The sequence below is a fragment of the Flaviflexus massiliensis genome, assembly GCF_001375495.1.
GTDB lineage: Bacteria > Actinomycetota > Actinomycetes > Actinomycetales > Actinomycetaceae > Flaviflexus > Flaviflexus massiliensis.
On record NZ_LN831057.1, the window covers coordinates 375,362 to 400,956 of the forward strand.

A 25,595-nucleotide genomic window follows, 5' to 3' on the forward strand; every position below is an offset into this window, starting at 1 on the left:
CGTTGACTCCCTGTTCATTCCTTGCAGGAATTGGGGGCCGCATAGCTATTTCACTTTATCCGGGCAACGACGTAACATAAACTACCACATATTAGGTTAGGCTTACCTAAGTAAATATTTCTCTCGGGTGTCCGTGAGAGACGATGATGGTGTCATCAGCGGATCTGTGAAAGGTTGCCGACAGTGCCGCAGCAACGAAAACCCCGCCTTCCCGTGCCTTCCGAGCAGGGCAGACGTGACACGGTGATCGTTGGTGGCCTGAGATTCGCCTCGGCGCTCGCCACCGGCGCCGCCCTCATTGGGATTGGGTTCATGATTGATTGGGGAGTGCAAGCAAGCAATCTCACAGTCTTGGTCTGCTTCGCGGTCCTCGCAGGACTGCTGGCGTACGGCGAAATCAGGTACGGAGGCCGTGCCGCACGGGCGGAAGAAAAGCGGATCCGAACCGAGATTCTTCAGAGACGGTTTCGTGCCGCCTCCGATCCGGGTGCGGCACGAAATGCTTATCCGCCTGCCCGATTGATCCAGATGATGACCGACGGTGCGGAGCGGGTCACCGAGTATCGCCAGGTCTACTTCGGATCCACGATTGCCGCCATAACAATCCCCGTTGCGGTCCTCCTTTACATCGGGGTCGCGATCGACCCCGTCGTTGGATTCGTGATCCTCGCCCTCGTCCCCTTCATCCCCCTGGCGATCTGGGGATTCATGAAGCTCTTCCGAAAGACTTCCGCGAACTCCCGAAAGCAGCGCGGAGCCCTCACCGTCAGATACCTCGACGCGATCCGAAACCTCGTCACAATCCGTTTGCTTGGTGCCGGGGAGCGCGTGACTGAGGAGCTACGTGCCCAGGGTGAAAAGAACCGGGGAGCAATCATGAAGCTTCTCGCAGGAAACCAAATCGTCATCATTGTCATGGACGGGATCTTTTCCCTCCTCCTCATCTGCGCGACCGTGTGGCTCACCATCTCGAGGGGGCACGTTCTGACACCCGGCGAAGCGCTCACGATCATCGCTCTCACGGTTCTCCTCCTTGAACCACTCCAGCAGGTCGCGGGCTTCTTCTACATCGGCATGGGAGGCATGGCCTCCCAGAAAGAAATCCGTGGCTACCTCGCGGCAACCAGCCACCTCTCCGGGCCAGGACACGACCTTCAGAAAACGAACGAGCCCGGCACATCGACCAGACCTGCGCTACTTTCTCCTTCTTCCAAGGGTGCACCCGTATCCGTTGATGAGCAGAGCCACCTAGCTACCAAGACTGCGACGAGTGATCGAGAAGAGAAGGGGGAGGCGGGTCTTGCGATCGCACTTGATGGCGTGAATTTTGACTACGGCAGGGGTCCGGTCCTCCAGGACCTCCACCTCGATGTCCCGACTGGGGCACGCGTGGCAGTGATGGGACCTTCCGGTGCGGGGAAGTCGACACTGCTTGGCCTGCTGCGAGGCTCAATTCCCCCACAGGGCGGCAGCATCACCATTGGTGATAGGAACCTTGTGGACATGGCTCCTGATGAGATCCGCTCACTCACGGCCACGGTTAGCCAGTCAACATGGATGTTCACCGGGACGATTGCGGACAACCTGCGGATCGCACGAGCCGATGCGAGCGAAGAAGCCATGTGGAACGTACTACGACTCGCACACATCGACACCGAAGTGTCCCGCATGCCCAACCGGTTGCACACGGACCTGGGTGAGGGCGCTGCGCTCATCTCCGGCGGCCAGGCACAGCGCCTCTCCCTCGCACGAGCCCTCCTGTCAGGACGAAAGATCCTGCTTCTTGACGAGCCAACGAGCCAGGTCGACATCGAATCCGAGGGACACATTATTGATGCGCTGGGCGCACTGCCGAGGGAATGGACACTGCTCATGGTGACCCACCGTCCCTCACTACTTCGCATTGCCGACTCCGTCCACACACTTCGCCACGGCGCACTTATCTCCGAGGAGGTAACCCATGTCCACCACTGACACCCAGGGAGCGCCGAGCGTTCCGCAGCTGCTGCGCTGGCTCCTGCCCATTACGCGACCAGTCCACCCACCACTTCTCGCATCGACAGCGTTCAGGATCATCAACCTCTCGCTCGACCTTGCACTCTTCGCAACCGCGGCCGCGGGCACGATGAGGCTCATGGGTGGTGGGGGAGGGCTGACCAGGCTCATACTCGCCCTCGTCGTACTCTCCCTCCTGAAAGCTGGCGCCTTCTACTGCGAGCAATTCACCGGACACTACGTTGCCTTCAAGGCCCTTGAACTCCTGCGAGGCCACGTGTTTGCCCAGCTGTGGCCAAAGGCGCCCGCAATCGTCACCCATTCACGCTCCGGAGACATCCTGACGAGCCTCACCCGCGACGTGGACCGAATTGAGGTCGTCTACGCCCACACCTTTGCCCCCGTCGTATCGGCCTACATTGTCGGCATCGGCGCAATCCTCGTGGGCGGCTTGACGGTCGGCTGGGGCACCATCTCCATTGCCGCCCTCTGCCTGCTCCTCTCCCTCTTTGTCGTGCCCTACCTCGGAACAAGGAAGGCGGGCAGGATGAGTAAGGAGGCGCTCGCGGCACGGCGCGACCTCACCCACCATGTCACCGACACCCTCTTCGGCATTGACGAAGTGCTGGGATATGGGAAGGCAGAACAGCGACGGGAAGAAATGGATGACCGCGGTGAACGGGTTGCCGAACTGTCGGCAGGACCACGAGACCTCAGGGGTGTACGGCGAGGACTCAACGTGTTCCTTTCCCTCATTGCCACGGCGTCGATCGTTGTTCTCGGGATCGAGACAGTGTCACCGGTTGCGCTCGCGGCAGTCGCTGTTGCAACCCTCAGGGTCTTTGAGGGGCCGCGGGGTATCGAAGATGCCGCCGGCTACCTTGACCAATCCCTGGCGGCCCTGCGTCGTCTGTGGGAAATGAGCCACGCACCTGAGCTCGTGACCGATGGTCCGCTCGAGTACGCGGACACCGCAGCTCCCGCGGTGGAATTCCAGTCCGTCACCTATGCTTACCCCGGTCCGTGGCAGACCGGTCACGACAACCGTGCCGCCACAGAACTGGATAATGCGCCCCGGTCAGAACCGATTCTTGCGGTTGAGGACGTGAGCCTCCACGTGCCCGCCGGTAGTCACGCGATCCTCGTGGGCCGGTCTGGGTCGGGCAAGTCAACCCTCGTGCAGCTCCTCCAACGCTACGACGACCCGTCCTCGGGCCGCGTCATGATTGGTGGCGAGCCAGTCTCCTCCTTCACTCTCAACTCCCTCCGACGGGCAGTAGTCTCGGTGTCCCAAAAGAATCAGCTCCTCCAGGCAACCATCGCCCACAATCTCCACCTCGGGACCCCGAATGCCACTGAGGCGGAGGTGTGGCAGGCCCTGGAAACGGCTGGCTTGGCCGACGAGGTGCGTGGTATGCCGGAGGGACTTGAGACGAGTGTCGGTCAGCGAGCGCTGACCCTCTCGGGCGGTCAGGTGCAAAGACTCTGTCTCGCAAGGGCCCTGCTCATGGATCCGCGGGTCCTCATCCTCGATGAGTTCACCTCAAACCTTAACCTTGACCTTGAGGTCGAGATCCGCGAGCGCCTCCGCCATGCGCTACCCAATTCGACGATTATCGAGGTGACGCACCGGCTGCGAGCGACGGAGAATGCTGATGTCGTTGCCGTTTTTGACCGCGGCCATCTCATTGCCTCCGGCAGTCCCAAGGACATCACTGAAACCTCGATCGCGGACATGTTCCGCACTCCCGTCGATTCCGCCAGGTAGCGGTCGCTGGCGGGTCTGGCCTAGAGCGCACCGGTCACGGCCAGACCCACCAGCGCGGCCGCGAAGGTGATGATGAGGTTGCCCATGCTGGAGGTGATTGCCTTCCCGGCATGGCCTTCACGGATCAGCGTGACCGTGTCGTGGCTGGCGGTCGAGAAGGTGGTGTAGCCGCCGAGGAAACCGGTTCCGAGGATGATCTGAAGAGTTGGGGAGGCGACGGAGGTGAGAACGAGGCCCGCGAGTATCCCCATGAGGAAGGAGCCGGTCACGTTAATGGTGAACACGCCCCAGGGGAATCGGCCTGCCGTGTGGGCCTGGATGAACTTGTCGATGCTGTAGCGAGTGGCAGCACCGAGCCCGCCCGCGACTGACATCCCGATAAACAGGAGTGGGGATATCAGTTCTTCCTCCCTTCGGAAGTGTTCTCTTTGGATGCGGTGTTATTCGCACTGGAGCCGCTTGGTCTATCAACACCGGTCTCGGACGTATCCGAAGTGGTGGCCTCGGGGCTTGGAGCGGATCGGACGATCTGCTGCACAGCAGGTGGCATGGTGGCAGGGCGCGGGTTCTGCGCTGCTTTGCGAGTTCCTTGCTTGGCCGTGGTGTCCTGACTGTGGTCGGGTTTTGCGACTTGACCGAGCAGGATGCCAAGAAGGGCTGCGAGGACGCCGGTGATGACCATCCCGAATCCGTACGCAAGAACCGTGCCGATTTGGTTATCGGTGATCAATTGGGCGTTGGCAAGTGCAAACGCGCTGTAGGTTGTGAAGCTCCCGAGGAAGCCCGTGCCGAGGAGTAAGCGGTAGTGCTGGTAGCGTTGACGGCTTTGACCGCGGAGGCGACCGAGATCCATGAGCAGTCCGAGCAAAAAAGATCCGACAACATTGACGACAAACAGCGACAGGGACGGGGACGTGTCAGGAAGTGCGAGAGTTACCGCATGACGGGAGGCAGTGCCCAAGCAACCGCCTAGGAATACCAGCAGTGCCTGAAAGAACCAGCGACTACCAATCGTGAGGGAGGACCGTCCGTAGGCAGAAGTTTGCTTGCGGGGAAAGTCTAAATGGGTCAAGAAAACCTACCTTTACGAGGAGTGTGCAGGTAGGGACCGTTGTCGTGACGAGGTTGGGAGCGGCGAGCCCCACCGCCGCGGTGGCGAACCACCAGCCCCCATCATGGCACGCATTGTTGCCTCAAGTAAAAGACAGGAAGAAACCAACGGTCTCACCGCCTTGGTGTCCGAGCACGGTTGACAGGATGAAACGGGATCGAAACTGAACTGTACTTGCCTGCGATTCCCATGGGGATCTTAGGGGCTTGGTGGAACCTCGCCTGAGTGGACGACCTTGTCTTGATCGTCAATCCACGTGAAGGTGGAGACGGCTCTGCCTGAGGCAGTCGCGGTTGCCTCTCCGTCGAGCGCATACGTGTACGTGACCCGAATCGTAGTGTCGTCTAGGCGTACGACGGTCGGGTGGAAGCCATAGTCCTCGAACGTTGCTCGACCGATCGGTTCACCGTCGTGGAAAAGCGCAATCCGGTAGGGAGAGGAGGCAGTCCCACGATCGATCGGGAGCGTGATCCACGAAAGGTCCGCACACGGCTCCCAATGATTCTCCGCCCACGATGGTCCCCACTCGTAACCCTGGGTGGAGACCGGGTTAGCAGCCACGTAGGCATTCAATACCTCAACCGGGGTCCCCGTTGCACACTGTGAACCATCATGGGCAGTCGCATCGTCACTGTCTTCCTCAGTTGTCGCATCCCGAGTGGTAGTTTCTGCGTCTTCCAAATCCTGATTCGTTGTGCCGGATGCGCTCTCACCTTGGGAAGTGTCGGAATCTGTTGCCTTGAGCGCAGTCTGTGATGTTTGCTCCGCGACGGATTCGTTTTCGTGAGCCTCTTCGGGGTGGGAATTGGAACAGGCAGTGATGCCTGCAAGGCTGAGAATACTGAGGGCAATCCAACGCGACAATCGGACCATGGAAACCTCCCGGAGGTGCCTGCGACACTGGCGGACTAGATGCAAGAGTAATGCACGAAATCTCTCGTTCCAATAGTTAACACATGAATATGTCGCACTAATGCATGGCAAGAGTATGAGCGTTGGTCATGAGTGGTGGCGCATGCAGAATCGAACTGAAATTACCTCAGCGCTCGCAAGTTTTAATTGACCAGAAGCGGGGACGGACGGGGACACTCCGAGATGCGTGGGATCATCCGAGGCAGCAAAATAACACTGCTAGGTTTCAAGTAACGAGAGCCTGGAGGGATGTCATGGCAACTACACGGGTGGAAGAGCGATCGTGCGCCACACTCACGGGGTTTATCCTCGGCGACTGCCTTGCTATGCCCACCGCAGGAATGAGTCCCAGCCAGGTCGTCGAAACCTACGGAATGATCTCTGGGATTGGTGCCCCTCACGAGAGCCAGCCCCTCCACGCAGGCAAACGGGCTGGGGAACCTACCTTTGTCACCACTCTGATGCTCCGTTACGGAATCCACCTTGCGAAGCACGGCACCATCAAACCGGGCCTGCTCGTAGAAGACATCGTCACGTGGGAACGAAAGGCAAGCAGGAGGCTGGAGGCGCAGTCGGACTGTGCGCCCCCGCTCTTCACGCTGTCGACAATGAAAGAGAAGAGATATCCCACGCGAGCCACACTCTTTCCCGCCACGTCTATCGCCGGCGCGATCACGATCGGGCTGGCGTGCGCACGTGAGACCGATCCGGAACGCCTGCACAGAATGGTCTCTGGTATGTGCCAGGTACTTGATGGGACGGCAACACTCTGGCAAAGCGCAACACTCGTGGCCAACGTTGTTCGTGCGGGATTGCGTGGAGCTACCGTCAAGGACGCCCTCGACATCGCGATCGCAGATACGGCAGAAGCGCATGCCGACGGATCCTGGTCACCCGGCGCATCAGTCCTGACACGCACCCTCGAAGCCATCGATAACGCAGAGAATCTGTCCCCATCAAGCCTCTCCACCTATCTTGTCTCCGCCGTGGGAGTCTCCGATACGGTCACGGAGGCAATTCCCGCAGCCTTTGCTCTCGCCTCCGCATACTCAGAATCACCCTTCCTAGGGCTCTGCACCGGAGCCCAACTCGGTGGCGCGAGTAGCACGATCAGTGCGCTCACCGGTGCGATCTTTGGTGCCTGCCACGGGAAGAGCGCCTTCCCTGACGACCAAATTGACCTCATCGATTCCGCAGTCATCGACCAGGCGGCGCAACTTGCTCGCGCGCTTCTCCCTGCGGAAGCCTCCGCCCACGTCCAGCGCCCTAACCAAGCGCGTTAAACCACAGGAAAACGTCGGGAGCTTCGTGAACCATGGGGTCCCATATAAAGATGGTTGAAATTCGTTAGTAGGCGGCTGGCCAACCATCTGAAACCGCTGGTCAGAGACCAGTATTGCCCAGTGTGTGTTGGTACTGACTCCTCGACCGAGGTTGCACTCGTGTAGATTGAGCCACAGGGAAGCTGACAATTTGCTGGGCGAGGAGAGTGCACATGGGACGCCGAACTACTGTCGTGGTGGCAGGACTGTCACTCGTTCTTGCTGCCTGCTCGAGCGTTCAACAAGACTCCAGTGACGGTCACAGCGAAACAAGCGAACCCGCTTCCGCTGTCGTTCTTCAAGAACCCGACACGGTTGTCATTTCCAGCACCGATCCGGCCGAAGTCTCCATCCGCACTTCCGAGGCTTTTTTCGAGAGCTCCGATGGTGCCATCGTCACATCTGAGGGCTCCGCACTGACTGCAGCATCACTCGCCCACACGTACCACCTGCCCGTGCTTGTCGAAGGTGAGGGGACCGTCGCGGAGCTTGATCGCCTGGGAGTCGAATGGATTCTGACTGTCGATATCCAGGAGGACTATCAGGACGTGGAGGCGATTCCCGCAGGTTCTCCATACGCGCCAGCTACCGGGACGGAAGCCGCCCAATCGAAGGAAGAAGCGACCGGTACTGGAACCGAGAATGAGAAGCCGGAGCGCGACGACCGGGTGCGAATCGTTGGCGGGGATATCACCGTTGAGGCCCTCGTCGATCTTGGGGAAGGCGAGGCCTTTATTGCACCCGAGAAGACCGATCGGAATCTTGACGTAGATGTTCAGGCCGACTCTGAAACTGACCTGCTGGTGCTGACTGATGGTCAGTCACCAGCTGCTATCGGGACCGCCCGAGCGGCCGGGGCCGATGTCATGATCGCGCCAGCCGACCCGCGGATTTCACCAGAGATTATTGAGAGAGTTGCTGAGCGTGACAATGTCATGGGAATCTTTGGCACGGAGGTGCCAGATTTTGAATGGCAGCTACGGACCGCCATGACCGGCGTGCAGCTTCCCGGTGGGGGACAGACCGTTTTCGATCACAAGAGGTACATCGCACTGTACGGGGCACCAACCACGCCGGCTTTGGGAGTGCTGGGGGAGCAGGATGCTCCGGGAACGATTGCACGCGCCGAAGCGAGCGCCGCAGAATATGATGCTCTCACTGATGACACGGTGGTCCCGACGCTCGAAATCATCGTGACCGTGGCTGCTGGAAGTGAAGGGCCGGACGGCAACTTTTCGCACGAGGCGCCCCCGGAGCAATTCGTGGAACTGATTGAAGCGGCGGGGGAGGCCGGACAGTATGTGGTCCTGGACTTCCAGCCGGGCCGCACCGACTTCCTTACCCAGGTCCAGCAATACGAGGAGTTGCTCAAATATCCCCACGTTGGGATTGCTCTTGATCCCGAGTGGCGGCTGGGACCGGACGAAATGCCGCTGACGAGAATTGGTCACGTTGAGATTGCCGAGGTGAACGAAGTGGTCAATTACCTCGCGCAATTCGTGCACGATCGGAATCTGCCTCAGAAGCTAGTTATTCTGCACCAGTTCCAGCTTCAGATGATTCGCGACCGGGACCAGCTCGATCTGTCGAATCCCGAGGTGGCACTACTCATTCATGCCGACGGGCAGGGGAGCCAGGGTGCGAAGAACGCGACCTGGGCAAACCTTCACACGGACGCACCCGAGGGCGTAATGTGGGGATGGAAGAACTTCATTGATGAGGATCAGCCCATGCTTTCCCCAGAGGAAACCTTTGCCATTGAACCAATGCCGCACTTCGTGTCATACCAATAGGTGGTATTTCTCGCATTAAGCCCTGAACGATCACACCTCATTTTGGGGTGAATGTCCGTTTTTCGTTGAAACATCGGGGAATTCTCAATTTCTAGGATAAAAGTCCTAGGAAAGGTGTTGAGAATCCCAGTTTTCGGGCCTACCCAGGGACTCCAAGATTCACTAGCGTTGGGCTCATGAACGTTGATCCTGAATCAGTACCTCACGTCGTCATTGTCGGTGGTGGGTTTGCTGGAATTGCTGCCGCTCGAGGCCTGCGCAAGTCCAACGTACGTGTCACCCTGATCGACCGTAACCCCTACTCGACCTTCCAGCCTCTGCTTTACCAGGTTGCTACCTCCACCCTAAATCCGGGTGACGTCACTTACTTCCTGCGTGCGCTGCGCCGTCGACAGTCCAATCTCCGAGTCGAGCTTGGCAACGTTGAAACCATGGACCACCAGGCACAGACCTTGACGTTGGATGATGGTCGTGTCGTGAACTACGACTACCTCATTATCGGCACCGGTGTGTCAGCGAACTTCTTCGGTATCCCCGGAGCCCAGGAGCACGCCCTGCCCCTCTATACCCGCCAGGAAGCGATCGATGTTCGCGACCGGATCAACGGGCTGCTCGACGCAGCGACCAAGCGCCAGGGTGAGAAGGTACGCCTCCTCATCGTTGGTGGTGGACCCACCGGTGTCGAAACTGCCGGTGCTCTGGCTGAAATGAGGCAGAAGGACCTCCCGGTCGTGTACCCGGAGCTCAACGAAGAATCTGTCGAAGTCATGCTCGTTGACATGGCTGACCAGGTGCTTGGTGCCTTTAGCGACTCGTCGTCCGAATACACGGCGGGGGAACTGCGCAGGCGCGGCGTCAATGTTGTCCTGTCGAAGTCCGTGAAGGAAGTGAAGGCCGACGGAGTCGTCCTCAAGTCCATGGGCGAAGACGAGACCGAAGAGTGGACCCCCGCAGCGGCTGTCCTTTGGGCATCCGGCGTCACCGTCCCGAAGGCCGTCAGCAACTGGGGCGTACCTCAGGTCCGCGGTGGTCGTATCCCCGTCTCTGATCGCCTCCGCGTCAACGACCTGCCGAACGTCTTCGCGATCGGCGACATCGCCGCGATTAACGATGGTGCGCTACCTCAGCTTGCGCAGCCAGCTAAGCAGACCGGTGCCCACGTCGCCAAGGTCATTCACGGCCTCGTGCACGGTGGAGACCCGGGCCCCTTCAAGTACAAGGACCTCGGTATTCTCGCGACCATCGGTCGTGCCGATGCCGTTGCTGAGGTCACGCACCTGCCGAAGCTCAAGGGCTTTGTGGCATGGGCGATCTGGAACGTGGTTCACCTCGCCACCCTCCTCGGTGGACGTAACCGCATCTCCTCTATGGTCAACCTGGGCACGAAGTACCTCATGTGGGGACGCAGCCACAACCTCATCGTTGGCGACATCTCCGACTTCTCCAAGAACGCCACCGAAGGACCGCTGTCCGCGGCGCGTTCGATGAAGCGTCACCACCACAAGTAAAAACACTTGTTGGTGTGAGGGGATGGAAACAGGCAAGACGCCTGTTTCCATCCCCTCCTTCTATTCTTATTTTCAATTAATTCACTAGGTACGGATACACCTGTGTGAAAGACGAATGGTCGCCTCAAGACTGAGGCGACCATGTCGCTACTTTATGCTTTTAGACGTTGACGTTCCTAGGTGTTGACCATGGCAGCATGCTCTGTGCAGTAGACGGGCTTGGTCATGCACGTGTCGCAGGTGACGAGGCGTTGCAAACACTGGCTGTCACCACAGTTGTGAAGCTTGCTGGCGGGACTGGCGCAGGAGTGGCAGATCCCGATGATGGCCGGATTGGGGCCAAAATCCATGGTTTCCCGATCATCAAAGACCGTGAGAGTACCCTGCCAGCGGCCCTCGTTTCCGAACTCTTCCCCGTACCTGACAATGCCGCCGGACAGCTGGTACACCTTGGTGAAGCCGCGACGTACCATGAGGGCGGACAGCACCTCGCAGCGAATCCCACCCGTGCAGTACGTGAGGATCGGGGTGTCTTTTAGATAGTCGAAAACACCGCTGTCAAACAGTTTGACGAAGTCATGCGTTGTTTCCGTGTCGGGAACGATCGCGCCTTCGAACCGGCCAATCTCAGCCTCTACCTTATTCCTGCCATCAAAGAACACAAGATCTGGGTGCTTCGCGATGAGGTCCTCGACCTCGCTTGGGCGCACGTGCGTTCCACCACCAACAACGCCCTTCTCGTCAACTTCGAGCTCCTCGGGAACTCCGAAGGACACGATCTCGGGGCGGGCCTTCACGGATAGGCGCGGGAAGTCCTTGGACATGCCCAACTCGTCCAAACCGGAGCCTTCCGACCACTTCATGTCGATGTTTTTGAAGGCGGGATACGACTTGAGGGTCTTGACGTATTGCTTGCAGGCCTTGAGCTCACCACCAACGGTCGCGTTGATGCCGTGCTCGGATACGAGGATCCTGCCGCGCAAGCCCAGTCGTTCGCACAGGTCACGCTGCCACAGCCTGATCGCCTCTGGATCGGGTAGGGGAGTGAAGCAGTAGAACAGAAGGACGCGGGACATCATGGGGTGGTGGCCTTTCAGTGAGCGGCAGGCAAGAAACAAAGAATAAGAACTCTTGATGGCGAAGCTACCTTGCGATTCGTTCGAGGCGTGCTTCAGTAAGACAGTATAGAGCGGGGCTGGGCTATACGGCCCTATGGTCCTGGTCATGATAGGGGTCGGCAACCACCCAGATAATGTCGGCAACCGAATCCGGGCCAACCGTCGATTCGTGAACCGTCACGGAACCGTCCGTCACGGTAATCGCGGTGCCCGGGTGGAGCCCGAGCTTCGAAGATTGGCGCAGTGCCTCCGGATCGGAATCATCGACCCTGAGAACACGGTATCGCCCGCTCGGTGCCTTCGAGAGCAGGAACGCATCGTGGGCAACCATCGATCCGTCCCTCGCGGGAATGGGATCCCCATGGGGATCGAAAGCCGGGTTGCCGAGTAGATCATCGATGGCGTCAATGAACCGTGTCGACACCGAATGCTCGAGAGCATCTGCCTCATCGTGGACCTCATCCCACGAGTAGCCCAGTTTGTCGTGGAGAAAAGTTTCAATGAGACGGTGTGCGCGGACGGTCATGAGCGCGTGGGCTTTGCCCTCCTCGGTGAGACGAATAGCCCGGTACTTGCGGTGCTCAACCAGCCCATCCTTTGCCAGCCGCGCAACCATTTCAGACACGGTTGATGGAGAAAGGCCGAGGTCGCCCGCGAGTCTGCTTGTTGTGACCGGCATGTCGGACCATTCGGTGGCGGACCAAATGTACTTCAAATAATCCTCAACGGTCGGACTCAGATTACTCACATGCTCTCCTTCAACTATCGAATTCGTTTCGGTTTCATCACGGTTCCTTGAGGAAATTGTCAGAATCATGGGCTTAAATAGAACCCATGGACAAAGACTCAGCCGACCCGAATTCTTCTAGTGGCGTCCTCGACATTCTACGGCCTCGTGCGCAGGCGCATAGCTTGCCCCTGTCCGTCGAGCTCCTCGATCACGTGGATCAGATGAAGGAACTGGATCGCAAGCTCGACCATCTCATCGACGAGATCGTCGACCTCAACCGTTCTGAACGCATCGTTCTCCAAGCCATTCGGTCCGGAATCACAAGCATCGACCCCCTCTCTGCCCACCTGGGACTCGTGGAGGATGCGACGCGCGCGATCTGCGCCTCCCTCCACGAAGCAGGTTTCGTTGTGGACGTGGACACGGAACTCAAGATCACGGCTCGGGGCATTGCTCTTGCGGACCAGACGCTGGCTCTGCGCTATCGGAACATGGAGGAGGCCTCGACCCAACTGTCACAGCAGCAGGTCGAGGCCGTCCGAGAAGCACTAAATCACACGCGACACGTCAGGAATGCGCCGCAGCTACCGCAAGCTTGAGCGCACCCTCGAAACGAGACTCCCGATCCTCGGGAGACATGTCCTGCGAAGCATCAAACAGATGGTCCGACACGGTCAGAACCGTCAGAGCCTCCGCGCCGTGCTGGGCTGCCAGGGTGTAGAGAGCCGCTGACTCCATCTCCACACCCAGGGTGCCGTGATCGGCCAGTTTCTTCACCCCGTCCGGATCGTTTCCGTAGAAACCATCCCGGGACACGATCGGACCGACGTGAACGACCTGATCGTCACCGGCAGCCGCCACGGCAGCCGCCAACAAATTCCACGAGGCGGTGGGAGCGTACTTGATGCCGGGAATGATATTGGTCAGGCTCGAGTCCGTGTGGGCACTCATACCAACCACGACGTCACCGAGCTTGACCTTAGGGGACATGCCACCGCACGTTCCCACGCGAATGATGCGCTTGACACCGTAGAACTGAAACAGTTCGGTCGCATAGATCGACAGGGATGGCTGGCCCATCCCGGATGCCATGACCGATAGCGGCTTGCCGTTGTATTCGCCCGTGAAGGCACCGATGCCGCGGACGTCGGAAACCTTTTCCGCATCCGGCATCAAAAAGTTGGCAATACGTTCTGCGCGGCGTGGATCTCCCGGCATGAGGACCGCGGGTGCGAATGCTCCGTCGGGTGCATTGATGTGTGGTGTTGGCATGATGCTCCTTTACATAGCTGTCCCCACCAGTGTACTGGTGGGGACAGCTAGCTATTCACCCATTATCAACTCAATGTTCACGCGGGCCTAAACGACTTTTTAGGAGAGCTGCTCGTTGGCGAGCTGAGTGCCCTTAACGAGGGTGTCGAGCTTGGCCCAGGCAATATCCGGGTGGATACGGCCACCAAATCCGCAGTCCGAAGAGGCGATGACGTTCTCGGCTCCTACGAGGTTGGCGAAGCGGATCAGGCGGTCTGCGACCAGCTGAGGATGCTCGACCACGTTGGTGGCGTGGGAAACAACGCCGGGGAGGATCTTGCGACCACCCAGGTCACGGTTCTCCCACACACGCCACTCGTGCTCGTGGCGGACGTTGCCGGCCTCGAACGTGTACTGAGCTACGTCGATGTCCAGCATGGCGTCAGCGATGTGTTCGAATTCGAGGTCGGTGGTGTGGGGGCCGTGCCACGAACCCCAGCACAGGTGGTAGCGAACGCGCGAACGGTCCAGTCCTTCAAGTGCCTCGTTCACAGCATCGATACGGGTGCGGATGAAACGCACGTAGTCCTTCGGATCGATCTCGGGAGTGATCTGGTCGTAGGACTCGGCAAGCGACGGGTCATCGATCTGAAGGAACAGACCAGCATCAAGAATGGCCTTGTACTCTTCACGCAGGACCGGAACCCAGGCCTTGATGAAGTCCTCTTCGTTCTTGTAATAGGCGTTGGAGATACGGGAAGCGGAACCGGGGGCGATCGCCGTGATGAATCCGGTATCGGTGGGACGTCCGGCTTTCGCCAGTGCCGCGGTCAAGTTCTTTGCATCTGCCGCAACAGCATCCTGACCAATGTAGGAGATGGGACCGGTTGCGGTCGGCTGCACACCGGCAGAGTCACCCATGGCAACGGTCGCTTCGGGACCGAAGTAGGCATTGATGAAACGGTTCATGTCGCGACGCTGAGCAAATCCAGCAAGCTGAATGTCGTCCGGGGTGGAGTGGTGAACCTTGTTCAGCCACGCATCATCGCCCTCAACGATCTCAAGCCCGCCCGTGCGAGCAAAGGAGTACGACCACCATGCACCGTAGTCAACCGACTTGGACATGAACTTGCCGTATTCGCCGTCGTTGACGATATCGATGCCGATCTCGCGCTGCTTCGCGACAACCGCGGCAACCTCGTCGGTCAGGATCTCGGCGTAAGCCTCAGGGTCCTTCACGCCAAGGTCAGCCTGGTTCGCTTCAATAAGTCGCTCGGTTCGCGGGAGGGATCCCGCGTGACTGGTGAGGATCAAGTCCATAGTCCTTTCAAGAAAACAATTTCGTTCCCACATGGTTGCAGGGACACCTGAAACTTTGTCCCCCACTCTTTCCATTTCTCACATCGTGACCATCTTTCTCAATGGGTGGTCAAGGAATTGGACGTGGCAATACGCCCTCGTGGAGGCCTCAGCGCAATGATCGGAGTTCGAGCAGCGCGGTCTAATCGATCAAAATAGGGGAGCGGCAGTGAAATGCTTCGGTTGGGGAGAGTGAGGCACGGCCAGTATGACGGTTGCGGTTTGATCGCCACCAGGCGCGGAAATAACTCAAGGTATGGCGATGATGAAAATTCCTCCCCTGGTGACCACTACCCAACACGGTTTTCGTTTTGCCAACAGCATTTCGGGAAGAATAAGCGGATGAAACGAGAAGTCTCGGAAATTCCGGTACGCTCGAGAAGACACGTGAAAGGAAGTCAAATATGTCGCAACAGCCAGATGGACCGCAGGGTCAGAACTTCGGCCAGAACAATAATTTCCAACAGAACCAGAATCCGCAAGAAGGATACGCTCCGTCCGCGTACTCGGCTCCCCAGCCCGGTTACGGCCAGCAGCAGGCTCCCTACGGCCAGCAGCAGAGCTTCGGACAGCCCTCATTCGGGCCCCAGCAGTCCAGCGGGTTCGGTGCGCTCTTCTCGACCAGCTTTGCTAGCAGGGCAACATCGTCGCTCCTCAAGAACCTGATGCTCGTGGGCATTATTGCTTTTGGTATCTACGCTGGTTACGCTCTCTTTGACCTCATTTCTATCATCGCTTCGGATTACGGCCCGGGCGCGATGACGATCATCGCGGAGATCATCCACTTTGCCTTCCGTGTTTCGATCGGCCTCGTCCTGCTTGGCCTGCTCCGAATCTCGCTCGAGTTCTTCGGCGAGCAAGACAAGAAAGCTGACTCGAACTCCAATTGAGCTCCCATTACCGAATCGTTGCTTTTGATCTAGACGACACACTCGCGCCTTCAAAGTCTCCGCTTCCAAAGCGGATGGCGAACGCTCTGGTGGAACTCCTGAATCGTGCAGATGTGTGCATCATCTCCGGGGGAAATGTCGACCAGTTCGAAAGGCAGATTCTCGATCATCTTGAGGCTGACACAGAGGTTCTTGAGCGCCTCCACCTCATGCCCACCTGCGGAACGCGCTACCTGCGATACCAGGAGGAGGCGTGGACCACGGTGTACGCGCACGACCTCTCGGAAGAAGAACGTGACTCCGCGATCGCTGCGCTCACGGAACGTGCGAAGGAACTGGGTTACTGGGAGACCGAGACGTGGGGTGATGTGATCGAAGATCGCGGTTCCCAAATCACGTTTTCGGCTCTTGGCCAGTCCGCACCTATCGAAGCAAAGCGAGCCTGGGATCCTGATGGGTCCAAGAAGGAAGCTTTGCGTGAAGCGGTGGCAGATGAGCTGCCCGAGCTCGAAGTTCGCTCCGGAGGCTCCACCTCGATCGACATCACCGCAACCGGTGTCGATAAGGCCTTCGGCATCACCCGACTGTCCGAATACACGGGCGTGGCGTTTGATGACATGATCTTCGTCGGTGACCGCCTCGATCCGGGGGGCAATGACTACCCTGTCGTTGCCCTCGGTTGTAAGACGGTCCACGTGAAGGATTGGGAAGAAACGGCAGAGTTTGTCGAAAAGCTCGTCTCCGTCTTTCCAGCACGATAGAGACTCGATCGAAATCCAAACGATATCCGATACCCCGGTGAAAACTCACCGGGGTATTGCTTTCCCGGGAACACGTACCCGCTCGAGAAGGAATGGCGTCATTCTTTCAGGATCGTCTTTTCTTTACAGCCTTAGTCCCGTGGGTTTTCGCTGCTCACGAGATTGGGGAAATCCTCGCGCATGAAAAATCGTGGCAGTTCCGTACTCCGGTTCTCACACAGCTGTCCCGAGTAATTCACACCCGTGTCCCGAGCAGGCACCTTTTGCACTGGTACAGAGTGATTCTCTTGCGGGACGGTGAGGAGATTCGTGCAGGGTGTTGGAAAAGATTGGGGGAGTGTCACCCTGGGGAGTTGTGTGGGGTGAGCAGACGCGGCGGAATGATCGTCGTAGTGTGAAGATATGAGCTATCCACAACCCGGTTACCAGACCCCGCCCGTCTCCTCCAAGAGTGGCATTCTCGTCACGACACTCCTGACAACAATCGCTGTTGCGATCGCCACCGTTGCTTTCTTCGCACTGTCATTCCTGGAAGACAGCACCTCCTCAGTTACCTACTGGGAATTCATTGACCTCAATGACAATTTGGTCCTGGATGCCGCGATCACCGGTGGCGGCCTTGTCCTCGCCCTACTTGCTGCATGGTCGATCTATGCGCAGCCCCTCGGCGGTGCAGGCGTGTTCTTCCGAGTGCTCATGGTCCTGGGTGGGATCGTCGGACTCGGCGGGGCCCTCATGAACTTATTCCTCGCAAAAATCAGTAACGGTCCAACCATCTGGGAACTCACCCAGGAGGGCGGCATGGTGGGCTGGGGGCTTGGTCAGTGGGTCATCGTCGGCGCCACCGCGGTTGTCTTCATCCTGTCCATCACCATGCTTCTTGTCGTCTCCTCCTACCGGAAGAAGATCGTTTCAGCACAGCGCTACGGCCAGCCCTGGTAGGGAGCCAGCCGGCCTCCGGCTGAGATCCAAGGGAGCAGGTTCAGTCTCGCCTGAACTGAACCCGGGGGAGTAGCTGGGGAGACTTACCCCGCCCGGACCGCCAATTCACAGAAATCTACAAGGTACTTTTGTCCTATGAATACAGCACCAGGGTTCAATCCTTACCAGAATCCACAGCAGCCCAACTCACACCAACTAAGGGGCAGGCTCCTGCCAGGCATGATCATTACCTGCGCCGCAGCTGTCCTCGTCCTTATCGGATGCGCACTGCCCTTCATCCAGGCCAGCGCATACGGTCAGAGTGAAACGCAGTCGCTCTTCAGCTCGGCATTCGGTGGCGGCGGCCAGACACTGGCTGGAATTTTAATCATCGTTTCCATCCTGCTGCTGTTCCTCGGGCCGGTCTCGGCATACTTCAAGCCGACCGTTGGCCAGATGGCACGCGCAGGCATCATCTCTATCGTCGGCGGTGTCGTCGGCATCATCAATATCCTGCTCATGATGTTCGTCTACCAGACCTCGGATGGTAATTCGATCAGCGAAGAAATGGGCATGCTCAAGGATTACGGCCTCGATGCTGGATACGGAATTGGCCTGTGGATCACCATCATCGCCTACATTATTGGTCTCGTCGGCGGCGTCCTGTTCTTCATGAACGCTCGCCCCTTCGAAGCGGCCCTCAAGCAGGAACAGATGCAGGCGACACAGAACGCTCCCTACCCAGGCCAGCAAGGCCAGCCCGGCAACTACGCTCAGCAGCCTCTCCATGGACAGCCCGCACCGGGCCAGTTCCAGGCTCAGCCTGGTCAGTACCAGAACCCCAGCCAGCAGCAGGCCCCCGGACACTTCCAGGGCCAGCCCGGTCATCAGTTCCCGAACCAGCGGGCCACCGGACAGTCGGGTGTGTCAGGGCAGACCCCACATGAAAGCGGTTGGCAGAACAATCAGCAGCCTCCCCACCAGCAGTAAAGCTGAGGGATTACTCAGATCAGAATGAGTGATGGGTGTGGCCGGGTTTTGACCCGGCCACACCCATCTTCACACCCGTTCACGCAATCCTGTGATCACTCTTAACATCAACGGCGTTAAACAGTTCGCTCACAGTCCCCGCTAGGTGCTGAGGAGCTCTCTTAGCTGCTTGAGTCGCGGCACTCCTTCAATCCGCCAAAGCTCCCCGTCATCGGAGACAGAGATCAGGGTGGGAGTGGACGTAATCCCCTCCGCCATGGCCCGCTCCGGATGTTCGGAAGCATTGATTTCCTCCAGCTCGAAGGGAATCGTTTGACCGACGTAGTCGAGGACTTGACGAGCAGATCTGCACGGCGCGCAAAAGCCCGTCGTGTACAGCACGAGCTTAGGCATCGGCCCGGCCTTCGGGGCGAACCTCTTCACCGGGGCGGACAGGACCGGGCGCGGTGCCCTCGCCGAAGGGTGAGCCGCCGAGCGCTCCACGTCCGTGCTCGGACAACCAGACGGAATTGTCGGGCCCAAGCGGCACGATCTGAGTCGGGTTAATGTCCTTGTGGACGATGTAGTAGTGCTTCTTGATCTGATCGAAGTCGACCGTGTCGCCAAAGCCGGGGGTTTGGAACAGGTCCCTGGCGTATGCCCACAGGACCGGCATCTCACTCAGCTTCTGCCTGTTGGTTTTGAAGTGACCGTGGTAGACCGCATCGAAACGGACAAGAGTGGTGAAGAGTCGTACGTCGGCTTCCGTGATGTGGTCACCCGTGAGGTAACGGCGGGTCTCGAGGCGTTCTGAGATAGTGTCGAGGGCATCAAAGAGTCGGTGGAAGGCATCGTTGTAGGCTTCCTGGCTACCTGCGAATCCGCAACGGTATACACCGTTATTAATCTCGGTGTAGATGTAGCGCATCAGCTGATCCATCTCGTCCCTCAGGTGCTCGGGGTAGAGATCGGGAGCTCCCTCGCGATGAAACTCTTTCCATTCCGTCGAGAAGTCGAGAGTGATCTGAGCGAAGTCATTTGTCACAACCGCGCCATCTCTCGTATCGACGATCGCGGGGACGGTGATGCCGTGGGGGGAGTTGGGGTCGCGCTTGAGGTAGGCGTCCTTGATGCGGGGGATTTGCAGAACAGGATCGACTCCGCCTTCGTCGAGGTCGAAGGTCCACGAGTCAGCGTCATGCGTGGGGCCCGGCAGACCCACCGAGATCGCGTCCTCGAGTCCGAGGAGGCGGCGCACGATGAGTGTGCGGTTGGCCCAGGGGCAAGCCCGCGCGGCGACGAGACGGTAGCGACCGGATTCAACCGGGTAGCCCTCATCACCCAAGGCGGTGATCCGGGTCGTAATGTACCGTGAGGTTCAAAAGACTTTCCCGGTACGGAGTAGACTCCACCCTTGCTGTGTTCTTCCCGTGACATATCTTCCTCTCCAAACTGGTGTTCTACCTGGTTCAACAGGTTTTGGAAGTACGATATTCCCAGCCGAAAGTGAACAAGACTCATGCTCTGGTCCATCCAGCTACGTGTCGGTCACCCTGATATGGGAGCCCTACCATCTCCGGTTCCCTGTAAGAGCCCTGGGGAGTTGCTCGTGGGATGGTCACCGGTACCGATTGCTTATTGCTACGATAAACCCGTTGTAGCCATTCGGTTGAAGAGGCAATGAGTTGACTGCGCTTGTTGACGAGGGGCTGTGACGCCTCTGTTGGTTAACTGGCTGGGAATACAATGATCAATTTCGACGAGATGACGGATGAGGAAGTTGACGCCTATCTCGCGCAACAGGAAAAGTCACCTGTGGCTGCTCGTGGGGCTCGAGAATTCTCCATCGTTCTCATGGTGTCCGGGATCCTGGGGCTCGTGGCCTCGATCCAACTCCTCCTTGGCGAGCTCGAACTGAAAGCGGACCCAGCCGCCAGCCTCGTCTGCGACGTCAACGAACTTCTTGCCTGCTCCACCTTCCTCAACTCGTGGGAAGGTAGCCTGCTCGGAGTTTCCAACAGCTATGTGGGTATCGCAGGATTCCTTAGCATGCTTGCGCTCGGCACCTACCTGATTGTGAAGAAGTCCCTGCCGCGAGTCATGTGGATCCTTGTCGGGGTGGCTGCGGCAGTCAGCGTGCTGGCGCTCTTCTGGTTCCAATACACCTCCTTTATCGTTGCTCGTACTCTGTGCCCCTGGTGTCTGGTCATCTGGGCCGCCCTCATCCCATTCATTACCCAGTCTGTGGGACAGGTCCGCGCAAACCTCACCGGTCAGGACAGTGCGATTTGGAAGTATCGCTGGGCAATCATCGTCATCTGGATTGCCCTCGTTTTCGGATTTGGCCTTTTCTACTTCTACGACACCCTCGCACGGATCTACGGCTGGTAGACAGGTAGCGCAACCGGCGGGGCATAGTGGACCGAGCTAGACCGAGATCCTGATGCACGCCGGAATGGTGCGTGCCTGAACGGCGCGGACTTGAACGGTCATACATGAACGGCATACCTGAGTGGTGATGAGTGCCGGGGCTTCGATCCTTGAAGTCCCGGCGCAGTCTTTCTTGGAGGCAGTGCAGTCCGACTTGAAGGTGGAGACAGACGTGGTGCCGCAACCGAGGAGGTTGCGACACCTTTCATATCTGGGGTCGACCTTTCTAGGGTCGACCTTGGTCAGCTCTGAACTTCTCTTCGAGGGAGCCGATTCTTAGAGTGAGTCGATGGCGGCGGGGACGTGGTCTGCGTGACCCACGGCGATCAGGCCTTCTCGTAGCCGTGTCATGGCGGAATCGATCCTGTCTTGTGGCTCGTCCTTGCGTGCCGCGTCGAAGGAAAGTTCCTTCTCGCTACGCATCGGGATGACGTGGAGGTGGCAGTGGGGGACTCCGTAGCCGGCGATAACCATGCCGGCACGGGGCACATCGAACACGGATTCTTGGACCTTGCCGATCCGGCGCGCAACCGTGAAGAGGTGATTGGCGGTGTCGTCGTCGAGGTCGGTGAACTTGTCGATCTCGGCCCGGGGGATGACGAGGATGTGCCCGTCGGCATGGGGTTCGATTGTCGCAATTGCGACGCACACCTCGTCGGCCCACACGAAACGACCCGGAATCTCGCCAGCAAAAATCTTGGTATAGATACTCATATTCCCCATTCTAGGATCGTCGCTCTCGTCACGTGGGCTGATGAGTGGATCGGGGAGGGGCCTAGGCTAAAGTTGTGAGGAAACGAAGGGAGAATCATGTCCGAAAAAACCGAGCACCCATATCGGTATACGGCAGAGCTCGCCGGTGACATTGAACGTCGCTGGCAGGACCGCTGGGAGGAAGAAGGTACCTATCACGTGCCGAACCCAGAGGGAGATCTTGCAGGTTCGGTATCTTCGGAGAAGTTCTATCTTCTTGACATGTTCCCCTACCCCTCGGGCAAGGGCCTCCACGTCGGCCACCCGTTTGGCTACATCGCGACGGATGTTGTGGGTCGCTTTCAGCGCATGCTCGGCAAGTCCGTGTTGCATACGATGGGCTTCGACGCATTTGGTTTGCCGGCAGAACAGTATGCGGTGCAGACCGGCCAGCACCCTCGGATCACGACCGAGCAAAACATTGAAAACATGAAGCGTCAGCTGTGCCAGATCGGGCTCGGCCACGACCAACGCCGCTCTTTTGCGACCACCGATATTGACTACGTGCGGTGGACGCAATGGATCTTCCTGCAGATCTACAATTCCTACTACGACGAGGAAGCGGAAGGACGGGTCGCCGGAACCAAGGGTCGTGCCCGCCCCATTTCTGACCTCATCGCGGAGTTTGAGAACGGGACACGTGCGACACCGACCGGTCAGCCCTGGAGCGAACTGAGCACGAGCGAACGCTCCGCTATCCTCGACGAGCACCGCCTCGCCTACATTTCCTACGCCCCGGTCAACTGGTGCCCGGGACTCGGCACTGTGCTTGCCAACGAGGAAGTGACGAACGAGGGACGCTCCGAACGCGGCAACTACCCGGTATTCCGGCGTCAGCTGCGCCAGTGGATGATGAGGATTACCTCCTACGCGGACCGTCTCGCCGCCGACCTGGATACCGTGGACTGGCCCGACAAGGTCGTGACCATGCAGCGCAACTGGATCGGGAAGAGCCAGGGCGCGTCCGTGACGTTCCAGGCGCACGGCAACGACCGTGACCACGGCCTCGAAGTCTTCACGACCCGTCCCGATACTCTGTTTGGCGCGACCTTCATGGTTGTTTCCCCGGAGCATCCGATGCTCGACGGTGAAGCCGTACCCACGTCGTGGCCCGAGGGTACGAAGGATTCCTGGACGGGTGGTGCACCAGGCCCGCGGGGCGCAGTAGCTGACTACCGGCGTAAGGCCGCGGCCCTGGGCGATATGGACCGGACAAATGACGAGCGGGAGAAGACCGGTGTCTTCACCGGCATCTTCGCCACCAACCCGGTCAACGGCACCCAAATCCCTGTCTTCACGGCAGATTACGTTCTCATGGGGTACGGAACGGGTGCGATCATGGCGGTCCCGGCCCACGATCAGCGCGACTACGAGTTTGCGACTGCTTTTGAGCTGCCCATTATCCTGACCATTACACCGCCGGAGGATTTCGAGGGCGGTGCCCCTTACACCGGTGATGGCGTTGTGCAGAACTCTGCGAACGAGGACGTCTCCCTCAACGGTCTCGATAAGGAACAGGCAACCAACACCATCGTTGAATGGCTGGAGAAGACCGGTTCCGGACGCGCGAATACGACGTACCGTCTGCGTGACTGGCTGTTCTCTCGCCAGCGCTATTGGGGTGAACCGTTCCCCATCGTCTATGACGAAGAGGGCGGTGCACACGCTCTGCCCGAGACGATGCTGCCAGTCGAATTGCCCGAAACACCGGACTATTCGCCGCGGTCCTACGATCCTGATGATGCTGATTCCGAGCCGGAGCCGCCGCTCGGCAGGCTCACCGACTGGGTGAAGGTCACTCTCGACCTGGGTGATGGGGAGAAGACCTATTACCGGGATACGAACACGATGCCGAACTGGGCAGGTTCCTGCTGGTACGAACTGCGCTACCTCGATCCGAATAACGACAGTGCGTTCGTTTCGCCCGAGAACGAGCAGTACTGGATGGGGCCCCGCCCCGAGGCTGGCAATACCTCGGGCGGTGCCGACCTGTACGTGGGCGGTGTCGAACACGCCGTTCTCCACCTGCTGTATGCCCGTTTCTGGCACAAGATCCTCTTCGACCTCGGTCTCATCTCCTCGTCGGAGCCGTTCCACAAGCTCTTCAACCAGGGCATGATCGAGGCATACGCATACACGGATTCTCGCGGCCAATACGTGCCCGCCGACGAGATTGAAACCGTGGAAGAAGGTGGCGAAGAAGTCTTCTACTACAAGGGTGAGCGAGTCAACCGTGAATACGGGAAGATGGGCAAATCCCTGAAGAACACCGTCACCCCGGAAGAAATCAGTGCCGAATACGGTGCGGACACCTTCCGCGTGTACGAAATGTCGATGGGCCCGATCGAGCAGTCCCGTGTCTGGGAGCCACGCGCGGTTGTTGGTGCGCAGCGCTTCCTGCAGCGCCTGTGGCGCAACATCGTTTCCGAGGAGACCGGGGAAGTCATCGTGACCGATGATGCTCCGACGGAAGAGACGGCACGCCTCGCGGCACGCACGGCTCACGATGTGCGCACCGAATACGAGGCGATGCGACCCAACACGGCGATTGCGAAGCTCATCGTGCTCAACAACCACCTGACCGGACTTACTTCCGTCCCGCGTTCTGTCGCAGAGCAACTGGTGGCCATGACCGGTCCGGTCGCCCCGCACATCGCCGAAGAGCTGTGGGCGAAGCTCGGACACGACACGTCGGTTGTGTACGCGCCCTTCCCCGAGGCTGACGAGGCACTGCTGGTCGAAGACACGGTCACGTGCGTTGTGCAGGTTAAGGGTAAGGTCCGTGACCGCATCGAAGTCGCCACCGATATCTCAGATGATGACTTGACTGCGAAAGCACTCTCACTGCCCAAGATTCAGCAGTACCTTGAAGGGGAGCCTCGCAAGATTATCGTGCGCGCACCCCAGCTCATCAACATCGTTCCCTAAGGAGACTGCATGGATCACCCAACCATCACGGAAGTGGATTTCGGTGGTAATGCGTGGCGACTCGAACACGATGGTGCGAGCGCAACCATTGCCGCACGGGGTGCGACACTGCTCGACTGGGACCCCGGAACCGGACACTCGGTCATCGCAGGATTCGTTAGCCCCGAGGAGCTTCGTGACGGTCAGGGATCGCGCAGCCGGATCCTCGCCCCCTACCCGGGGCGAATCAAGAACGGCACATTCACGTGGGGAGGTAGGACCACGTCCCTTCCCACGCAGAGTGACGGGCATGCGCGACACGGATTCATCGACAAGCTCGAGTTTGAGGCGATCTCCACCAGGTCCACACTCCAACTTCGCGCCGAACACCTCGGTGATGACGTGTGGCCGTGGTCGTTCGCGCTCGACGTTGTCTATGCCCTCGGTTCGGGTGGGCCGGGAGTATCCAACCTGTCGATCACGCTGAAACTAACTAACCTCAGCCCCGAAACGGCCCCGGCTGGTCTTGGCTGGCACCCGCTGTTCCAGTTCCCGAATAACCCGAAGATCACCAACCTGTCCCTAACGGTCCCGGCACGAACCGCGATCGCCACGACACAGGATCTCATTCCGCAACCGGGAGAAGCAGCCTACTCAGGAATTCATGCTCCCGTGGTCGTGGACAGGATCGGTGATCAGCAGTTCGATTCGATCTACACGGGTCTGGTTCCGAACGACGAGGGAGTGGTGCGCACGAGCATTATTGAGCCAAAGTCTAACCACGAAATCTCCCTCAGCCAGGAACCGGGTGAAGCACCGTATATCGTCGTGTGGACCGGGGAAGGCTTGAAACGGGGGTACCGGGAAGCGATCGCGCTCGAACCCTACTCCCACATTCCCGACGCGGTGAACAGGGCGGATGCGAAAGCACTCATGGCGCTCGCTCCGGGGAAGTCACGAGCCATGACCGCCACCGTGTCTTTCACCTAAGTTAACAAACCTAGTTGTGATGCCGAGCAGGCATCGACCCTGGTTGTGAGTGGCCGTCCGCATTTGCCGGCGGCCACCTCTCATTTAATCAACTGAACAGAATGGGC

At 58.9% G+C, this 25,595-nt stretch carries 23 protein-coding genes; 13 read left to right on the plus strand and 10 right to left on the minus strand.

Annotated features, from left to right (window positions below):
* The first annotated feature begins 183 nt into the window (after nt 1-183).
* Nucleotides 184-1,974: an ABC transporter ATP-binding protein/permease gene (locus tag BN1241_RS03270; RefSeq protein WP_077138254.1), complete on the plus strand. Its 1,791-nt coding sequence runs from the start codon at nt 184-186 to the stop codon at nt 1,972-1,974.
* Nucleotides 1,961-3,763, plus strand: coding sequence for an amino acid ABC transporter ATP-binding/permease protein (locus BN1241_RS03275; protein ID WP_054952268.1), 1,803 nt, complete (start codon nt 1,961-1,963; stop codon nt 3,761-3,763). Before BN1241_RS03270 ends, BN1241_RS03275 begins: the two co-directional genes overlap by 14 nt.
* 20 nt (nt 3,764-3,783) lie before the next feature.
* On the opposite strand, the gene crcB is transcribed toward BN1241_RS03275, so the two are convergent.
* From crcB to BN1241_RS03290, 3 genes are all read right to left on the minus strand, one after another.
* Nucleotides 3,784-4,137 (minus strand): fluoride efflux transporter CrcB, encoded by a 354-nt coding sequence (gene crcB / locus BN1241_RS03280; RefSeq protein ID WP_054952269.1) that lies wholly within the window; start codon nt 4,135-4,137, stop codon nt 3,784-3,786.
* 23 nt (nt 4,138-4,160) lie between these two features.
* On the minus strand, nt 4,161-4,835 hold the full coding sequence (locus tag BN1241_RS03285; protein WP_077138255.1) for a fluoride efflux transporter FluC: 675 nt from the start codon (nt 4,833-4,835) through the stop codon (nt 4,161-4,163).
* Between the two features lie 237 nt (nt 4,836-5,072).
* A complete protein-coding gene (locus BN1241_RS03290; protein ID WP_054952271.1) occupies nt 5,073-5,747 on the minus strand; it encodes an LppP/LprE family lipoprotein in 675 nt (224 codons plus the stop codon).
* Between the two features lie 293 nt (nt 5,748-6,040).
* On the opposite strand from BN1241_RS03290, the gene BN1241_RS03295 reads away from it, so the two are divergent.
* The 3 genes from BN1241_RS03295 (at nt 6,041) to BN1241_RS03305 (ending at nt 10,409) form a co-directional block, all read left to right on the plus strand.
* The gene (locus BN1241_RS03295) at nt 6,041-7,069 is read left to right on the plus strand and encodes an ADP-ribosylglycohydrolase family protein (protein ID WP_054952272.1); all 1,029 of its coding nucleotides are present in this window, start codon (nt 6,041-6,043) and stop codon (nt 7,067-7,069) included.
* A gap of 212 nt (nt 7,070-7,281) precedes the next feature.
* Nucleotides 7,282-8,901, plus strand: a complete 1,620-nt coding sequence (locus tag BN1241_RS03300) for a hypothetical protein (protein ID WP_077138256.1) — start codon at nt 7,282-7,284, stop codon at nt 8,899-8,901.
* A 176-nt stretch (nt 8,902-9,077) separates the two neighbouring features.
* Nucleotides 9,078-10,409, plus strand: coding sequence for an NAD(P)/FAD-dependent oxidoreductase (locus BN1241_RS03305; protein WP_054952274.1), 1,332 nt, complete (start codon nt 9,078-9,080; stop codon nt 10,407-10,409).
* Between the two features lie 176 nt (nt 10,410-10,585).
* Here BN1241_RS03305 and trhO read toward each other — a convergent pair whose 3' ends face one another.
* Both trhO and BN1241_RS03315 read right to left on the minus strand, forming a co-directional pair.
* A complete protein-coding gene (trhO, locus tag BN1241_RS03310; RefSeq protein WP_054952275.1) occupies nt 10,586-11,488 on the minus strand; it encodes an oxygen-dependent tRNA uridine(34) hydroxylase TrhO in 903 nt (300 codons plus the stop codon).
* Nucleotides 11,489-11,609: 121 nt separating this feature from the next.
* Complete coding sequence (locus BN1241_RS03315; RefSeq protein WP_230198247.1) at nt 11,610-12,275, minus strand: metal-dependent transcriptional regulator; 666 nt, start codon at nt 12,273-12,275, stop codon at nt 11,610-11,612.
* A gap of 86 nt (nt 12,276-12,361) precedes the next feature.
* Between BN1241_RS03315 and BN1241_RS03320 the strand changes: the two genes are divergently transcribed.
* Nucleotides 12,362-12,856 carry a hypothetical protein gene (locus tag BN1241_RS03320; RefSeq protein ID WP_054952276.1) on the plus strand — a complete coding sequence of 165 codons (495 nt, stop codon included), beginning with the start codon at nt 12,362-12,364 and terminating at the stop codon, nt 12,854-12,856.
* On the opposite strand, the gene deoD is transcribed toward BN1241_RS03320, so the two are convergent.
* The gene (gene deoD / locus BN1241_RS03325; protein ID WP_054952277.1) at nt 12,825-13,529 is read right to left on the minus strand and encodes a purine-nucleoside phosphorylase; all 705 of its coding nucleotides are present in this window, start codon (nt 13,527-13,529) and stop codon (nt 12,825-12,827) included. The genes BN1241_RS03320 and deoD overlap by 32 nt on opposite strands.
* 99 nt (nt 13,530-13,628) lie before the next feature.
* Nucleotides 13,629-14,828, minus strand: a complete 1,200-nt coding sequence (locus BN1241_RS03330; RefSeq protein ID WP_054952278.1) for a cobalamin-independent methionine synthase II family protein — start codon at nt 14,826-14,828, stop codon at nt 13,629-13,631.
* Nucleotides 14,829-15,271: 443 nt separating this feature from the next.
* Between BN1241_RS03330 and BN1241_RS03335 the strand changes: the two genes are divergently transcribed.
* The 4 genes from BN1241_RS03335 (at nt 15,272) to BN1241_RS03355 (ending at nt 18,429) form a co-directional block, all read left to right on the plus strand.
* A complete protein-coding gene (locus BN1241_RS03335; protein ID WP_054952279.1) occupies nt 15,272-15,757 on the plus strand; it encodes a hypothetical protein in 486 nt (161 codons plus the stop codon).
* Nucleotides 15,754-16,518: an HAD-IIB family hydrolase gene (locus BN1241_RS03340; RefSeq protein ID WP_054952280.1), complete on the plus strand. Its 765-nt coding sequence runs from the start codon at nt 15,754-15,756 to the stop codon at nt 16,516-16,518. The genes BN1241_RS03335 and BN1241_RS03340 overlap by 4 nt, the downstream gene beginning before the upstream one ends.
* A gap of 402 nt (nt 16,519-16,920) precedes the next feature.
* Complete coding sequence (locus BN1241_RS03350; RefSeq protein WP_054952282.1) at nt 16,921-17,460, plus strand: hypothetical protein; 540 nt, start codon at nt 16,921-16,923, stop codon at nt 17,458-17,460.
* A gap of 219 nt (nt 17,461-17,679) precedes the next feature.
* On the plus strand, nt 17,680-18,429 hold the full coding sequence (locus BN1241_RS03355) for a hypothetical protein (RefSeq protein ID WP_054952283.1): 750 nt from the start codon (nt 17,680-17,682) through the stop codon (nt 18,427-18,429).
* Nucleotides 18,430-18,570: 141 nt separating this feature from the next.
* Here the strand turns inward: BN1241_RS03355 and BN1241_RS03360 are convergent, their stop codons facing one another.
* Both BN1241_RS03360 and BN1241_RS03365 read right to left on the minus strand, forming a co-directional pair.
* Nucleotides 18,571-18,822: a thioredoxin family protein gene (locus BN1241_RS03360; protein ID WP_054952284.1), complete on the minus strand. Its 252-nt coding sequence runs from the start codon at nt 18,820-18,822 to the stop codon at nt 18,571-18,573.
* Nucleotides 18,815-19,753, minus strand: a complete 939-nt coding sequence (locus tag BN1241_RS03365) for a glutathione S-transferase family protein (protein ID WP_230198249.1) — start codon at nt 19,751-19,753, stop codon at nt 18,815-18,817. Before BN1241_RS03365 ends, BN1241_RS03360 begins: the two co-directional genes overlap by 8 nt.
* A gap of 401 nt (nt 19,754-20,154) precedes the next feature.
* Between BN1241_RS03365 and BN1241_RS03370 the strand changes: the two genes are divergently transcribed.
* Nucleotides 20,155-20,799, plus strand: a complete 645-nt coding sequence (locus BN1241_RS03370) for a vitamin K epoxide reductase family protein (RefSeq protein WP_054952286.1) — start codon at nt 20,155-20,157, stop codon at nt 20,797-20,799.
* A gap of 315 nt (nt 20,800-21,114) precedes the next feature.
* Here BN1241_RS03370 and BN1241_RS03380 read toward each other — a convergent pair whose 3' ends face one another.
* Complete coding sequence (locus BN1241_RS03380; protein WP_054952288.1) at nt 21,115-21,552, minus strand: HIT family protein; 438 nt, start codon at nt 21,550-21,552, stop codon at nt 21,115-21,117.
* A 96-nt stretch (nt 21,553-21,648) separates the two neighbouring features.
* Between BN1241_RS03380 and leuS the strand changes: the two genes are divergently transcribed.
* Complete coding sequence (leuS, locus tag BN1241_RS03385; protein ID WP_054952289.1) at nt 21,649-24,519, plus strand: leucine--tRNA ligase; 2,871 nt, start codon at nt 21,649-21,651, stop codon at nt 24,517-24,519.
* Nucleotides 24,520-24,528: 9 nt separating this feature from the next.
* Nucleotides 24,529-25,488 (plus strand): aldose 1-epimerase, encoded by a 960-nt coding sequence (locus BN1241_RS03390; protein WP_054952290.1) that lies wholly within the window; start codon nt 24,529-24,531, stop codon nt 25,486-25,488.
* The last annotated feature ends 107 nt before the right edge of the window (nt 25,489-25,595 follow it).

Bases quoted from the DNA above. Each gene is read 5' to 3' on its own strand.
- BN1241_RS03275 (WP_054952268.1), top strand. From the start codon at position 1,961: ATGTCCACCACTGACACCCAGGGAGCGCCGAGCGTTCCGCAGCTGCTG.
- crcB (WP_054952269.1), bottom strand. From the start codon at position 4,137: ATGTCAGTCGCGGGCGGGCTCGGTGCTGCCACTCGCTACAGCATCGAC.
- BN1241_RS03290 (WP_054952271.1), bottom strand. From the start codon at position 5,747: ATGGTCCGATTGTCGCGTTGGATTGCCCTCAGTATTCTCAGCCTTGCA.
- BN1241_RS03295 (WP_054952272.1), top strand. From the start codon at position 6,041: ATGGCAACTACACGGGTGGAAGAGCGATCGTGCGCCACACTCACGGGG.
- BN1241_RS03300 (WP_077138256.1), top strand. From the start codon at position 7,282: ATGGGACGCCGAACTACTGTCGTGGTGGCAGGACTGTCACTCGTTCTT.
- BN1241_RS03305 (WP_054952274.1), top strand. From the start codon at position 9,078: ATGAACGTTGATCCTGAATCAGTACCTCACGTCGTCATTGTCGGTGGT.
- trhO (WP_054952275.1), bottom strand. From the start codon at position 11,488: ATGATGTCCCGCGTCCTTCTGTTCTACTGCTTCACTCCCCTACCCGAT.
- BN1241_RS03320 (WP_054952276.1), top strand. From the start codon at position 12,362: ATGGACAAAGACTCAGCCGACCCGAATTCTTCTAGTGGCGTCCTCGAC.
- deoD (WP_054952277.1), bottom strand. From the start codon at position 13,529: ATGCCAACACCACACATCAATGCACCCGACGGAGCATTCGCACCCGCG.
- BN1241_RS03330 (WP_054952278.1), bottom strand. From the start codon at position 14,828: ATGGACTTGATCCTCACCAGTCACGCGGGATCCCTCCCGCGAACCGAG.
- BN1241_RS03335 (WP_054952279.1), top strand. From the start codon at position 15,272: ATGTCGCAACAGCCAGATGGACCGCAGGGTCAGAACTTCGGCCAGAAC.
- BN1241_RS03350 (WP_054952282.1), top strand. From the start codon at position 16,921: ATGAGCTATCCACAACCCGGTTACCAGACCCCGCCCGTCTCCTCCAAG.
- BN1241_RS03355 (WP_054952283.1), top strand. From the start codon at position 17,680: ATGATCATTACCTGCGCCGCAGCTGTCCTCGTCCTTATCGGATGCGCA.
- BN1241_RS03360 (WP_054952284.1), bottom strand. From the start codon at position 18,822: ATGCCTAAGCTCGTGCTGTACACGACGGGCTTTTGCGCGCCGTGCAGA.
- BN1241_RS03370 (WP_054952286.1), top strand. From the start codon at position 20,155: ATGATCAATTTCGACGAGATGACGGATGAGGAAGTTGACGCCTATCTC.
- BN1241_RS03380 (WP_054952288.1), bottom strand. From the start codon at position 21,552: ATGAGTATCTATACCAAGATTTTTGCTGGCGAGATTCCGGGTCGTTTC.
- leuS (WP_054952289.1), top strand. From the start codon at position 21,649: ATGTCCGAAAAAACCGAGCACCCATATCGGTATACGGCAGAGCTCGCC.
- BN1241_RS03390 (WP_054952290.1), top strand. From the start codon at position 24,529: ATGGATCACCCAACCATCACGGAAGTGGATTTCGGTGGTAATGCGTGG.